Annotated in this window: 14 protein-coding genes and 1 pseudogene; 8 read left to right on the top strand and 7 right to left on the bottom strand. The window is 69.4% G+C overall.

Translation table 11 applies throughout. The features are described from left to right. The first annotated feature begins 101 nt into the window (after positions 1-101). Positions 102-919, top strand: a protein-coding gene (locus tag HO151_RS05770) for an IS5 family transposase (protein ID WP_254594769.1) whose coding sequence is annotated in 2 segments (ribosomal slippage) — positions 102-453 and positions 453-919 — 819 coding nt in all. Because the reading frame shifts where the segments join, the coding sequence is not laid out codon by codon here. 20 nt (positions 920-939) lie between these two features. On the opposite strand, the gene HO151_RS05765 is transcribed toward HO151_RS05770, so the two are convergent. Further along, a complete protein-coding gene (locus tag HO151_RS05765; RefSeq protein ID WP_173895014.1) occupies positions 940-1680 on the bottom strand; it encodes a class I SAM-dependent methyltransferase in 741 nt (246 codons plus the stop codon). Between the two features lie 119 nt (positions 1681-1799). Then, positions 1800-2261 carry a hypothetical protein gene (locus HO151_RS05760; protein WP_173895013.1) on the bottom strand — a complete coding sequence of 154 codons (462 nt, stop codon included), beginning with the start codon at positions 2259-2261 and terminating at the stop codon, positions 1800-1802. Between the two features lie 189 nt (positions 2262-2450). On the opposite strand from HO151_RS05760, the gene HO151_RS05755 reads away from it, so the two are divergent. Beyond that, positions 2451-3746, top strand: a complete 1296-nt coding sequence (locus HO151_RS05755) for a helix-turn-helix transcriptional regulator (protein ID WP_173895012.1) — start codon at positions 2451-2453, stop codon at positions 3744-3746. Between the two features lie 682 nt (positions 3747-4428). Here HO151_RS05755 and HO151_RS05750 read toward each other — a convergent pair. The 3 genes from HO151_RS05750 to HO151_RS05740 form a co-directional block, all read right to left on the bottom strand. Further along, on the bottom strand, positions 4429-4761 hold the full coding sequence (locus tag HO151_RS05750) for a DUF952 domain-containing protein (protein ID WP_173895011.1): 333 nt from the start codon (positions 4759-4761) through the stop codon (positions 4429-4431). A gap of 168 nt (positions 4762-4929) precedes the next feature. Beyond that, the gene (locus HO151_RS05745; RefSeq protein WP_254594768.1) at positions 4930-5244 is read right to left on the bottom strand and encodes a DUF6207 family protein; all 315 of its coding nucleotides are present in this window, start codon (positions 5242-5244) and stop codon (positions 4930-4932) included. Between the two features lie 423 nt (positions 5245-5667). Further along, the gene (locus HO151_RS05740; protein ID WP_173895010.1) at positions 5668-6129 is read right to left on the bottom strand and encodes an excalibur calcium-binding domain-containing protein; all 462 of its coding nucleotides are present in this window, start codon (positions 6127-6129) and stop codon (positions 5668-5670) included. A 200-nt stretch (positions 6130-6329) separates the two neighbouring features. On the opposite strand from HO151_RS05740, the gene HO151_RS05735 reads away from it, so the two are divergent. Next, a complete protein-coding gene (locus HO151_RS05735; RefSeq protein ID WP_173895009.1) occupies positions 6330-7070 on the top strand; it encodes a VWA domain-containing protein in 741 nt (246 codons plus the stop codon). Between the two features lie 209 nt (positions 7071-7279). On the opposite strand, the pseudogene HO151_RS07490 reads toward HO151_RS05735, so the two are convergent. Further along, positions 7280-7480 (bottom strand): annotated as a pseudogene (locus HO151_RS07490) (transposase); the annotation flags it as partial. Positions 7481-7585: 105 nt separating this feature from the next. Here HO151_RS07490 and HO151_RS07485 point away from each other — a divergent pair. Both HO151_RS07485 and HO151_RS05725 read left to right on the top strand, forming a co-directional pair. Beyond that, positions 7586-8212, top strand: coding sequence for a hypothetical protein (locus tag HO151_RS07485; protein ID WP_254594773.1), 627 nt, complete (start codon positions 7586-7588; stop codon positions 8210-8212). Further along, positions 8196-9104 (top strand): restriction endonuclease, encoded by a 909-nt coding sequence (locus tag HO151_RS05725; protein WP_254594766.1) that lies wholly within the window; start codon positions 8196-8198, stop codon positions 9102-9104. Before HO151_RS07485 ends, HO151_RS05725 begins: the two co-directional genes overlap by 17 nt. Before the next feature lie 355 nt (positions 9105-9459). Here the strand turns inward: HO151_RS05725 and HO151_RS05720 are convergent, their stop codons facing one another. Continuing rightward, on the bottom strand, positions 9460-10338 hold the full coding sequence (locus HO151_RS05720) for a hypothetical protein (protein WP_254594765.1): 879 nt from the start codon (positions 10336-10338) through the stop codon (positions 9460-9462). A gap of 288 nt (positions 10339-10626) precedes the next feature. Here HO151_RS05720 and HO151_RS05715 point away from each other — a divergent pair, with 288 nt between their 5' ends. The 3 genes from HO151_RS05715 to HO151_RS05705 all read left to right on the top strand — a co-directional run bounded on the left by HO151_RS05715 (position 10627) and on the right by HO151_RS05705 (position 12438). Beyond that, the gene (locus HO151_RS05715; protein ID WP_173895007.1) at positions 10627-10890 is read left to right on the top strand and encodes a helix-turn-helix transcriptional regulator; all 264 of its coding nucleotides are present in this window, start codon (positions 10627-10629) and stop codon (positions 10888-10890) included. Positions 10891-11050: 160 nt separating this feature from the next. Beyond that, positions 11051-11953 carry a DUF6083 domain-containing protein gene (locus HO151_RS05710; protein WP_254594764.1) on the top strand — a complete coding sequence of 301 codons (903 nt, stop codon included), beginning with the start codon at positions 11051-11053 and terminating at the stop codon, positions 11951-11953. A gap of 86 nt (positions 11954-12039) precedes the next feature. Continuing rightward, the gene (locus tag HO151_RS05705; RefSeq protein ID WP_368039437.1) at positions 12040-12438 is read left to right on the top strand and encodes a hypothetical protein; all 399 of its coding nucleotides are present in this window, start codon (positions 12040-12042) and stop codon (positions 12436-12438) included. Positions 12439-12467 lie beyond the last annotated feature (29 nt).

Genomic DNA, 12467 nt, shown 5'->3' with positions numbered 1-12467 from the left:
GATCCAACCACCTCGAAGATCATTTCGTTAGGAGTTCTTAGAGGTCCTAACAGAAGCGGTTGATCATGTGACTATCGGCTTGATCGCTCGTTGGTCTGGTTATGGCGAAGCGTGAGTCGCGGCCGTGGATCGTGTCGGATGAACTGTGGTCGCTGATCGAACCGTTGCTGCCCGAGTCGGCGCCGAAGCTGGTCGAGGGCAGACCGCGGGTGCCGGACCGGCAGGCGCTGTGCGGGATCCTGTTCGTGCTGCACACCGGCATCCAGTGGGAATACCTGCCCCAGGAGCTGGGCTTCGGCTCGGGCATGACGTGTTGGCGGCGTCTTGCCGCGTGGAACGAGGCCGGCGTGTGGGACGCACTGCATCTGGTGCTGCTGGAGAGGCTGCGGGCCGCGAAGAAGCTGGACTGGTCGCGGGCGGTGATCGATTCCTCCCACGTCAGGGCGGCCCGGCGGGGCCCAAAAGTGGCCCCAGCCCGGTCGACCGCGCGCGGCCGGGCAGCAAGCACCACGTCGTCACCGACGCCCAGGGCATCCCGCTCGCGGTGTCGCTGACCGGCGGGAACCGCAACGACGTCACGCAGTTGCTGCCGCTGCTGGACAAAGTTCCGGCGGTGGCGGGCGTCGTCGGCCGACCCCGGCGCAGACCCGACGCGCTTCTCGCCGACCGGGCTTACGACCATAACAAGTACCGTCGCCTGCTCTGGGCCCGCGGCATCCGCCCCGTCATCGCCGAACGAGGCGTGGAACACGGCTCCGGCCTGGGCTTTTTCCGCTGGGTGGTCGAGCGCACGATCGCCTGGCTGCACGGCTTCCGCCGCCTGCGCATCCGCTGGGAACGACGCGACGACATTCACGAAGCCTTCCTCAACCTCGCCACCTGCCTCATCACCCACCGACACGTCCAACGCCTTTGTTAGGACCTCTAACGCTGGCGCAGTCAGACTTCTTCCGCCTGTGTAGCCGCAGGCCGGTTACCCGTCGCGTCAGACGGGCTGCCCGTGCGGAACGCCGTTACCAGGAGTGTGTGGGCGGTGCGCGGCCCTGGTCCGCTGGGCAGCACCTCGGTACTGATTTGGGTGAACCCGGCTTCGTCAAGGAGTCTGGTCCACACATGTTCCTGGAGTACCCAGCGGCGGATGAGGGCTGGCCCGCGGTCCGGCGTCTTCGCACCGATCTCGGTGTACTGCACATCTGAGTGTGCAGGCGCGCCGCCGAGATGGTGGGCCAAAGTGGAGAACACCAGTCGTCCGCCGGGCCGCAGCGCGTTCACCGCCGCGGCCAGCAGTTTCCGCGGCTCGGAGAAGTCGACGGCGCCGAAGACGCTGTAAAGCACGTCGTAGGTGTTGGTGCTGGCTCGCAGGTGCAGCAGCACGTCGCAATGAGTGAGGCGCAGGCGCGGGGCGAGATGGCCGTAGAGGTCGCTGGCCATGGCGTGCTGGGCTGGCGAGGCGTCGACAGCGGTGACACGGGCGGGCTGGTGGTGGGCGGTCAAGTGGGCGGCGTGCCGGGCGGTTCCGGCGCCGAGGTCGCCGAGCAACCGGCCGGTGACGTCGCCGAGGGTTTCAGCTCCAGGTCCGCTGTCCTGGCTCCAGTTCCAGAAGAAGCGGTCGGGCACGGTGCGGTCGATGGTGTGCCGGGTGCGGCCGTAGTGATGCCAGAGGTCTGCGGTGCGGGTCACCGGCCCATCCTGGCGGGCGCCTGAGGCAGGCGGGCACGTTCAGTCGAATCTCACCCGGGCGTATTCCGGAGGGTCCCGGCCGCCGGCCGGGACCCGGTGGTCATCGCGCAGCGGGCTGGTCAGTGCGAGTCGCTGCCGGGATGGCAGGGGCCGCACTTGGCGGCGTCCGTCCACAGCGGCAGGTCGACCTCCCAGCCGTCGGCGGCGATCAGGGCGGCCGTGCGCAGCACCGAGCCGTCGTCCTTGGCGTCGACCTCGGGCACGTGGTGCAGGAAGTGGCCGTTGTTGAAGCGCTCACACAGTTGTAGGTAGGTGACGGTGTCGAGGATGACGGTGTGGACGCCGATGTCGACGAGTGTGCTCGGGGCGAGCCCGAGACGCTCGCCCCGGTGGCGCATCGCGGTCAGCAGGTAGGCGTAGCCCTGGTCAAGGACCCGGGCTGCCGTGACCGAGTCGTAGGGGTAGTCCCGCATCAGGAGTTGGACCTGCTTGTCCCACAGGGCGGCCGGTACGGCCTGCCGGGCGCGGCGGACGGTGCCGGTCGCCGGGTCTGCAGCCAGGGGGAAGACGGCGGTTGTCATGGTGCCTCCGATTGAATGGTGCCCCGCGGCTCGGGGCGATGTGCCCAGCACACCGCGCTGGCCAGCTGCACGGTGGTCATCTGCCGTGCGGCGCAACGGCTTTGCACATCGTGCAAGTGGCCTCGACGCCGCCCCGGAGTCCTCTTACCGTGGGATGCCTCGGTAGTGCGTGCGGTGTGGGAGGGTCCTGTGCCCGTAGACCCGCTCTGGAACAGCACGAAAGCCACCCAGTTGGCCGTACAGCGCCGTCCCGGCGCCCTGATCCGGCTCGGGCGCGAGCACCGTGCGTGGACGCTGGCTGCGCTCGGGGGACGCATCGGCTGCTCGGCGGCCACCGTCTCGCGTCTCGAACGCCGCTCGCGGGTGATCGATCTGGCGCTCGTGCACCGGGCGGCGGCCGAGGTGGGCATGCCCCGACACGTCCTGATGACTTCTCTGGCGCCACCCCTCACGGCGGCAACGGTCGGCACTAGAGTGACGGCCTGTTCGCGTGACGCCGAGGAGGACCCCATGCGCCGCCGTACGCTGCTTACCGCCACGGCGGCCGCCGGACCGGCCGCCCTGCTCATGGGGCTGGACGAAGCCCTCGCCGCCACCCCCGCGCCCACCAGCGGCCTGGGACCGCTGGACAGTCGCCTGGCCGCTGCCCGGGAGTTCTACGACAAGGGCGTGCACGGCCGGCTCCTGGCCGTGTTGCCCGGCCTCATCGCGGACGGGCACCGTGCCGCCGCTTCCCGCCAGGACCTCGACCAGGCCCGGCTGTCCGCCGTCTACACCCTGACCTCCTCGGTGCTCAGCAAGGTCGGCTCCTACGAGCGGGCCCGGCTCACCGCGGACCGGTCCCGCACCTGGGCCGAAGTGTCCGGCTCCCCACTCGCGGAGGCCGCCGCCGCCCGGGAGCTGGCGATCGTGCTGCGCCACCAGGACCGCCACGGCGAGGCCCAGCGACTCATGACGTCAGCGGCCGCCGGCGTGGAGGCGACCGGCCTGCGCACCGACGCCTCGGCGGCTGCGTACGCGCAGATGCTGTGCACGCTGGCCTATACGGCCGCGCGCGGCGAGCAGCGCGGTGAGTCGCTGGCGATGGTCGAGGAGGCCCGCCGCTCCGCCCGCCAGCTGCCCCAGGCGCCGCCGCCGGGCCGCTTGTTCCCGATCAGCCCGGCCGGCGTCGCCCTGTATGCGGTCGGCGTGCACTGGGCGCTCGGCGACGCGGGCGCCGCACTCGAGGCCGGGAAGGATCTGCGGCCCGATCAGTTCCCGACCGCCGAGCGCAGGGCGCGGCTGGGCACGGACATGGCGCGGGCCTGGTGGGCATGGAACCGTCCCGAGCAGACCGCCCGCGCGCTGCTGGACGCGCACCGGGCCAGCCCCGGCGAGGTCCGCGACCGGCCCGCGATCCGCCGCATCGTCAGCGAGCTGGGCGAGCGGCACCCGCACACCACCGGCGTACGCGAACTCCACGCCGCCGTGGCGATGGCCGGCTGACCATCGACACCACAACAGGAACACGGCGTGGGCGCACGCGCCTCTGCGGGGTGCCGCCACGCCGCGCTGTGCCTGTTCTTGACCTGTTTAGCCAGGACCGTGGCCCGGATGCGGGCGCCTTCGGCGTCATCGCCCTCCAGCGGTTTGCGCAGCTCCCACGTTCGAGCCCATGGAGCTTTCGGCACTGCAACCCGCTGCGGGCATCGGGCGCCGAGCGGAACAGCACGGCCGGACGCAGTCGGCGCGCACTGGTTTTGGAGCAGTCCGTTGCCGGCGGGGATCGTCGTGCCGGTCCAGCAGGGTCTTGACCGTGCAGGCCCGCCGCCGGACAGAACGCCCGCCTGACATGCTCTGGTGGCCGCAGTGCGGGATCACCCTCTCCTGGCGGGGCGGGCCTGTGGTGATACGCGGGCCGGCCCTCGCCTCGGGCTTCGCCGTACTCAGCGCGGGTGGTTCGGCTAGCGGGTCCTGATGAAGCAGAGCCTCCGGCCGTTCTCATCGGGCGTAGCGTACGCGCACGCCGACTGCCATCCCTCGGGGAGCGACGGTGTGGGGCCGGACTCCTGCCGGCCCTGTCGCTGCGGCTCTGGCGCGTCCTGCCACCACAGGGTCAGCCCGCCCGCGGTGGCCACGAGGACCAGCCATACCGCCACGGCCCACCGCCATGCCCCGCGCCGGCCCGTCACCGCCACGGCTTCACCTCAACCACCGCGTCCACCGGAATCGGGCCGTACACATGCGGGAACTTCTCAGCCCCGGGCTCCGACGCTTCGTACTTCACCGGCACATCCAGCCGCGCAGGGTCCACGACGAGCACCACCAGCTCGTCGGGGCCCTCGTAGGAGCCGTACAGGAAGGCCGCCACGGAGGGGAGTTGGGCGGACGTCGAACAGTGGATGAAGCCCTCCTGCTCAAGGGTGCGACCGCGCGTCGACATCCGATACGCGCCGTGCTCACGAGCCACGTCCCACAAGGAGCGCTCGGTGAGGTGGAGTATGTGCGTGCGTTCAGGCATGAGCCCACGCTACGACCTCAGCCGCACCCTGCTTGCCAACTGCCGCCCGCCCAGCGGCTATTGAGATCCATTGACCTCGGCAAAGCGCGCAGCTCGAACCGGGTGCCTGCGTGCAAGAAACTCCGCCGCAGAGCGGACACGTTGGGATCGGGTGTGGGACGGTGGGGTTCAGGCCTGGTCCCTCACTCCCCCCGTGGTGACGGACCAGGCCTCCGGCGTACTGACGGTCGGCGTCTGCCCGGGCAGGGCCGGGGTGAGGGGCTGTCGCAGGTCGAGGTACAGACGTACCCGTGACCCGGGCTGACCCGGGTCACGGGTGGTGCGGTCGACGGTGGCGGCCCAGGTGCGGGCGATCGCGTTCTGGAAGGCGTACACAGTGTCGTCGTCCAAGGCGGCCACGTCGAGGACGAGCAGGCCGGGTTCGGACAGATGGGTTTCCTGGATGGGGTCCACGCCTGTGATGTACGCGTTCGCGGACATCATGGTTCTGCGCGGGCGCCGGATTCACCCGACCGGGTGCGCCAGCCGACGCCCGCGAAGTCCTTCCGCAGCGGGCGCGGGCCCGCGGGCAGGCTCCCGCCGAGCCCGTTAGGGTGCCGGCTGGTAGCCAACCGCCTGCTGTCCGCAGCTAGCGGCGAGTTCGGTGAGGGCGGAGGCGTTCGCGGTCATCGGCCGTCAGCTGCCGGCGTAGCTTGGTCGCGCCCCAGTTTGCGGCGTAGGACAGCGGGCGTCGGCGAGCGGCGGGGTCCAGTCGGCCGGGTCCTGATCGGACTTCGAGCGGTTGCTGCGGGCGGTGACGGCGACCCTAGACGGAAGTCCTGCAGCATGGTGGTGCCACTCTGAGGGCGGCAGGATCCGCCACGTCTCCGCTCCCGCCTGCCGGCTTGCGAGGGTCCATCCCGTCCGTCAGGTATCGCAGCCGATGCCGTCCCCGTCACGGTCGAGGTGGCTGGCGTAGCCGGGTTCGCCGCGGTGGACGGGCGCGGCGCCGGCAGCGCGGGCCGCATCGCAGTTGGCGTAGTAGGCGCTGCCCTCAGCGCCGTCGTCGTTGTCTGCGCTCCCGGTATCGACGGCGGGCTGCGCTGTCACGGTCTCGGTGACCTTGATCTTGACGGTTTTTGTCTCGGTGACGGTGGGCGCCGGCTTCGCTTTCGTGGACGCGGTCGCCGTGGTCGTGACGGTTGCGGTGGGGCGAGCTGTGCTGGCCGAGTTTTTGGTGTCGGCTGCGGGTTCGGGGGTTCCGGCGCCGGCTCCGATGCCAAGGAAGAAGGCGAGCCCAAGGGCGGGTAGCACGTAGCGTTTGCGCGCCCATCTGGGAGCGGTGCGACTGGGCTGCGGGGCCGGCGGTGTGATGTACGGGCTGCTCATATGTCCCCCTGCTGCTGTCGTAGAGAGGCGAGAATAGGCCCGTGAATGCCGGACAGTGTGGGGCTATTGGTGGACAGTGACTGTTCTGTAACGTGATTATCCGGTTGTCGCCACCGGCCGTCCAAAGGTGAAGCCGCGATCTCGCATTGCCACCAGGGGCACGCACGATGGTGACCGCACCCGCTACAGAAACGGTGACCATGACCGAAGCCCATGAGACCGCTCCAGCGATCAGCCTGTCCAAGGTGCAGGCCGAAGCCCCGGACCTTGTCAGTCTCTACAAAAGGGCAGGTTCAAGCCTGCGCACGCACGGCCTCGAGGGAGTGCGCGCCGCTGTGTACCTGGTCCTGGACCGGTCCGGATCGATGCGGCCCTACTACAAAGACGGCACCATGCAGCACTTCGGTGAACAGGTCCTGTCCCTGTCCGCCCATCTCGACGACGACGGCACCATACCGGTCGTGTTCTTCTCCACCGACGTCGACGGATCCACTGACCTGCACCTGGGCAACTACCCGGGCCGCATCAACAAACTGCACGAGAACCTCGGGCACATGGGACGTACGAACTACCACTGGGCCATGGACGAGGTCATCGACCACTACCTCGAATCCGGCAGCACCGACCCCGCTCTGGTCGTCTTCCAGACGGACGGTGGACCCACCAGCAAAGCCGCCGCCGAACGTTACCTGTGCAAAGCCGCTCCACTACCACTGTTCTGGCAGTTCGTCGGATTCGGCGACCCCGACGACAACGAGTTCGCCTTCCTGCACCGCCTCGACACCCTGGCCGTACCCGCCTGCCGCATCGTCGACAACGCGGGCTTCTTCCACGCCGGCCGCGACCCCCGCACGCTTGATGACGGGCTGCTGTACGACCGGCTCCTGCAGGAGTTCCCTCACTGGCTGACAGCCGCACGCACCGCCCGAGTCATCATGTAAGACCGTGTCCTACGTGGTGAAACTATCGAAGAGCCCGCACCCCGGAATCGGGATCCGCGCTCTCCAGTGTCCGCCCATTTACAAACGTCCTGTCCAAAAAGACGTAGGGGGCCGGACACTCGGCGCCCCTCGCCCACCCCCACCGCCCCGGCCGGCCTCCTCCGCTCAGCCGACATGCGGGCCGCCAGCGCCGGGGCGCATCAGGCCCGCTGGCGCACCAACTCTCCCAGCAACCCGTTGAGCTGAGCGAAGATGCCGTTACTCTGCCATCTGGCGAAATAGCCATAGACACTCTGATACGGCGGGAAGTCGTGCGGGAGGTAGGCCCACTGCCAGCCTGTGCGGTCGATATACAGGATCGCGTTCGTGATCTCGCGCAGGTCATGCCGGGGTGGCCGGCCGAAGTCCAGGGCGCCCGGCGCAGCTACGGGTTCAGCGGGGCAGCCGCCGGGCCGGCGGTTCGATTGTGCAGCGCGGCTATGGGGCAGCTTTGACCTACAAAACAGGGGGTGGGCATGGCGCAGAAGAAGTCGCTGACAGCTCAGCTGATGCAGAAGTACCGCCAGGCGCAGAAAGAGAAGGCGGCCGAGGCGAAGCGTCAGGAGCAGGAGAGGGCGCGGATCGAGAAGGCCGCTGCGCTGGCGCAGCGGGAGCGGGAGCGGGCGGCGGCCAAGCGGGAGCGTGAGCGGGCGCAGGAGTGGGCGCGCGCGAGGAAAGCGAAGGAACAGCAGGAGGTGGAGAAGGCGCGTAAGGCGGATCAGGTAGTACGGGATCTGGAGAAGCGTCAGGCCGCTCGGGAGCGTGAAGCAGAGCTGAAGAAGAAGGCTCAGGTGAAAGCTGCGGCGGAGGCGGTGAAGCTCGCCAGACAGCACGAGGTTGAGCGATTGCGTAATGAAGCAGCTGAGCGGACCGAGGCTGTGCAGCAGCAGGTGGAGCGGTTGCAGTCCGTTTTGGTGCAACGTTCTTCCGGGTTACACGCCCATCGGATCGCGGTGGCGGAAGCGTTGGTGCGGGAAGGTCCTGAAGGGCTGATGGCCACCGTGGATGAAGTCCTCGGCTCGGTGGCGTATCCAGCAGGATTGCGGGGGGGCGTGGCGATCTGCGTTCGCACCCGAGTCGCGGGAGTTGTTGCTGGAGATTGACCTGCCCGGCCAGGAGGTGGCCCCGACGACGGTCCTCTACCGGTTCAAGGCCTCCGTGCCGCCTGCGGTGGTGCCGCAGGCGCGGAAGGATGCTGAGGTCAAAGATCTCTACCGGACCCTGGTGGCACGTCTTGCGCTGCGGGCGATTGATGAGGCGTTCGCGGTTACTCCCCCGTCGCTGGTGGACGTGGTGGCGTTCAACGGGCACGTGCACTCCAAGGACCGGGCGACGGGCAAGGCAATCAGGCCGTGTCTGGTCAGTGTGCGCAGCAGCCGCGAGACGTTCGAGGACCTGGTGCTCGACGAGCCGGAACTCGACCCGGTCACCTGCCTGCGGCATCTCAACGCGATCGTCTCCCAGCACCCGTACGATCTGGAGCCGGTGCGTCCGGTGGTCACCTTCGACCTGAGCCGCTACAAGCGGGCCCCTGAAGTCGATGTTGTGGCCGGCCTCGACAACCGCCCTGATCTCCTCTCGCTGGACCCGATCGAGTTTGAGCATCTGGTCCGGCGGCTGTTCGAAGAGATCGGGCTCAAAGCGTGGGTCACCCAGGCTTCCCGGGACGACGGCGTCGACGCGGTCGCCACCAACGAGGACCCCATCATGGGCGGGCTCTGCATAATCCAGGCCAAACGCACCAAGAACACGGTGCCAGCCGAAGCCGTCCGTGCTCTGGCCGGCGTCATGCACGACAAAGCCGCCGCCAAAGGCATCCTTGTCACCACTGCCTCATTCGGCAAAGCCAGCCACGACTTCGCCCAGCGCACCGGTCGCATGCAGCTCATCGACGGTCGCGGCCTCAAAGCCCTCCTCCAAGAACATCTCAACATCGACGCCCTTATCGGCCTGCCCAAACTTCCCCCAGGCTGGGAAGCCCGCGACCTACGCTGATCACCACCTGGTGGTGGCCGATAAGCCACTGGCTTGTTCCTCATCTTGCTTCCCTTTCGTGCTGCTTGGCCCGAGGGAGGAGCGGACAGGTGACGTCCAGGGCAGTTCGGGTTCTGACGTGTCACCCCTCGTCGCCGCGGGCGACCCGAACATCACCACGGCCTACCGCAAGGTCTTGGTCGCCCGCTCTCAGGGATCGGACACACCCGCCGACGGACGACGGCCCGGGCGCCTCGGTCCTCCGCTGCGGCGAGATCTACGTGTGCCCGCTTCTTCCCGGCAATGACTGAGGTGCGCTGGGATGATCATTAATCCAGGACAGGTCCCGTAGGCGCCGTCAAGTCCCTGCCCTGCTTCAACGGGCCAGGTGCCAGCTCAGGTCTCCCCCATGGTGGCAGACCTGCCACGATGCGAGAAGTTCCATCGCGGCCAGTTGTCCGAGCAGGTCGGACAGTTGCGCGCAGCGGGTTCCACAGGCGCGCGCCATCTGAGCTAGGTCGGCATGGCCGGTACTGGTTCCCGGGTCTGCATGTGCGATGAGGTAGAGGGCTGCCAGTTGGAGCAGCGGGTCGGCTCTTCTCTGTGCCGATGTGGAGGACGTGACGCGCAGTGCCCAGTCCGCGGCCTGCGTTCGGTCGCGGCGTGCCGGTGCTTGGTCGAGGAGGGGGGTATCGAGCAGTTCTGCTCTGATCTTGTTTGTGGCGTTCCAGGGGTTATTGCGCAGCCATCGGGTTCGCTCCAACTCCCGCCATAGGTCCGGGCTGTCGAGACGCTGGCCGCGCAGCATGCCGCGGGCCAGTTGAACGTGCATGGTGGCGTCCATGCGGAGTGCGCATTGCAGAGCGAGCAGGCGCGCTGCGGCTGTGGTGCTTTCAGGGAGAGCGGCGGCCAGGTAGTTGAGCATTTCGCAGACCCGGATTCGCTCGCCAGGGCCCTTGGGCTGGCGCTTGTGCCGTTGGAGCGCGGCCGACCGTGGCGCACGGGCCAGGGCGGTGTCGGGTACCACAGCAGCTTGTTCTGTTGCTGCGGCGCAGGCACTGCAGGTGTCGGCGAGTCGCCACACGCGTCCGCCGCGTTCGCGTGCGAGGAGGAGGCGGATGGGGCCGGTGCAGCCGCGGTGGCGGGAGTGCCAGTGGCAGCCGCGTTCACGGCACTGGCAGGTCCGCAGGTGGAGCGGGAGGAGATGGCTGCGTGCGTGGCGGGCCAGATGGGCGAGGGCTACCGAGCGGGCCATGGGGGCTGCGACCTGTGTACTGCCATGGGGGCAGTGCTGACATACGAGGACCAGCCCATGGGGGTGCGAGTGCAGTTCCACGGTCCAGCTGCGTGGCGTGCCCGTGCATGTTGTGCGCAGCCTCATGGCGCGTGTTCCTCCTGTAGCTTGCGCGCCGGTCCCGTCTAGGGCTGCGGGCGGCGCCCCACCTTAGTGCAGACCTCTGCCCTTCCGCTGCTGCTGTCACCTGCAGAAACAGGGCAGAGGTCTGCACTGACAGGGCAGGGTTCTGCACCGTCGGATGGACGGGTGAAGATCTTGCCGCCCGATCCGGACCTCAACGCGCTGCGCCTGGAGCTCGCGCGCCTGCGGGCCGCTCACGGGTGGACCTACGACGAGCTCGCCGACCGCAGCGGCCTGGCCAGACGCACACTGATCGAGATCGAGCAGGGCCGCACCATCGGCACTCTGAAGTCATGGCACGCCCTCGCCCACGCACTGGGCACGCCGCTCGACGAGCTCTTCAGCACGCTGTGCCGCGGGCACGACCTGCCGGGCTCCTCTGAGGACTGACGCCCGGCCCGCACGGCGGCAGCAGATCACCCGAACCGGCGAGAGCTCCCCGAACGTGCGACCGGCCGTTCGCACACCTGCCTCAGGAAATGAGGCCGACCGGGCGACCTCTCAGTGCTGCGGGCGTGGTTCCGGCGTGTTGGCTGGAAGGTTCGCCCGCATGCGCTCCACACCACCCCCCGTGCCCCGGCACCAGGGCGGCCGCCAGGCCGCCCCTCGCACTCGCCGTTCCCTGCAGCTCTCCTCCGACGGCGCCAGTCGGCTGCTGCGCTGCGGCCAGGGCGGCCGATGCCGCGAATGCGGCAACCGCATCGAGTGGTATCCCCGCGGCACCGGCCCGCAGCGGCGCCCCGTGCGCCTGCACCCGCACGAACTGCCAGCCGCCCAGGTGCCCGCCGACTGCCGCTGGCACGTCAGTTCCGGCGACGCCTACCCGGCCGGGGACGGCAGCAGTTGGTGCCGTCTGCCGCACGCCGCCGTCTGCCCCGCCCGGGACGTGTCGTCGGCCCCTGCCGAACTGGCCGGGCTGCGCCGGTCGCTGGCTGTGAACACCCGCCGCCTGATCGACGCAGGCACCTTCGTCCCTCCCCCGGCCGTAGCCCAGGGCCCGGTGGCCGGAGACGGTGTGCGGGCCTGCCGTCCGGCGCGTCCGATCGTACGGCTGCTGTACGTGCACTACCTCGCCGCCCGGCCGGTGGACGACATCCAGTGCGTCGCCCAGACCCGAAGGCGCCAGCGCTGCACCAACCACCTGCTCTCCTGCGGCGCCCTGCCCGGTACCTGGACGCTGCTGCCGGCCACCGCGCAGAGCGGTCAGCTGGCTCTGCCTGCCGCGGTCATGTCCGTCTACGACCTTGCCGGTCTCCCCTATGCCGAGCAGTTGCGCTGGCGCGCTCAGCGCTGCCTGCAGCACGCTGCCGTGCCCACGGCCGGCGACCTGGCGGTGGCCGACTGGGAGCCCTTCGACCCGCTGCACCATCACGAACATGTCCACGCCCGCCTGCCCACCCGCGTCCGGCGCCCCGGCCCTTCCGGGCCGGCGCAGACAGCGGTGCGCCCGTAACGCCGTGTCATGCCGTCGAGATCCTGCTGACCAGGCCCGCCGACCCCGGCGAACTGCGGTATGTCCGCAGCAGTAGCCGGCTGGCCGTGAACGCGGACCGTACCCGGCTGATGGCGGTGCAGCGCGCCCTCAGCCCGGGCGCCGCCCTGCACCTGCTGCGACGCCGGCTGGACACGCATCTGCCGATCGACGTGCTGAGCACGCACTACCCCGACCGGCACCGGCAGGTCCTGCTCAACGTCGCGCTCGACCGCACCGCGGGCCGGGCCCTGCGCCGGGACGCGGCCGCCCGGGGACAGCGTCCCGGCGACGTACTGCGCCAGCACGTGACCATCGCCCTTGCCCGCGAGGAGGAGCGCCGCGCCCGACGCCTGAAGGAGCGCCTCATGCCTCTGCTCACCGACCACGCCCCCGAGGAAGTCCTCGCAGGCGCAGCCGCCCTGCTGCACGAGAGGCAGCACCACAGCCCATCGGCAACGCCGTAAAGGAGCTGTCCTTGCCGCTTCCCGGGGCG

It is taken from the genome of Streptomyces sp. 8P21H-1 (assembly GCF_013302945.1).
The sequence above is the reverse complement of the archived record's forward strand: the minus strand, read 5'-3'. Positions and strand labels throughout refer to the sequence as shown.

What these genes read in the sequence shown, in the direction of transcription:
- HO151_RS05710 (WP_254594764.1), top strand. Translation starts at nt 11,051, where the DNA reads ATGCGCTCCACACCACCCCCCGTGCCCCGGCACCAGGGCGGCCGCCAG.
- HO151_RS05720 (WP_254594765.1), bottom strand. Translation starts at nt 10,338, where the DNA reads ATGGCCCGCTCGGTAGCCCTCGCCCATCTGGCCCGCCACGCACGCAGC.
- HO151_RS05735 (WP_173895009.1), top strand. Translation starts at nt 6,330, where the DNA reads ATGACCGAAGCCCATGAGACCGCTCCAGCGATCAGCCTGTCCAAGGTG.
- HO151_RS05740 (WP_173895010.1), bottom strand. Translation starts at nt 6,129, where the DNA reads ATGAGCAGCCCGTACATCACACCGCCGGCCCCGCAGCCCAGTCGCACC.
- HO151_RS05745 (WP_254594768.1), bottom strand. Translation starts at nt 5,244, where the DNA reads ATGATGTCCGCGAACGCGTACATCACAGGCGTGGACCCCATCCAGGAA.
- HO151_RS07485 (WP_254594773.1), top strand. Translation starts at nt 7,586, where the DNA reads ATGGCGCAGAAGAAGTCGCTGACAGCTCAGCTGATGCAGAAGTACCGC.
- HO151_RS05750 (WP_173895011.1), bottom strand. Translation starts at nt 4,761, where the DNA reads ATGCCTGAACGCACGCACATACTCCACCTCACCGAGCGCTCCTTGTGG.
- HO151_RS05760 (WP_173895013.1), bottom strand. Translation starts at nt 2,261, where the DNA reads ATGACAACCGCCGTCTTCCCCCTGGCTGCAGACCCGGCGACCGGCACC.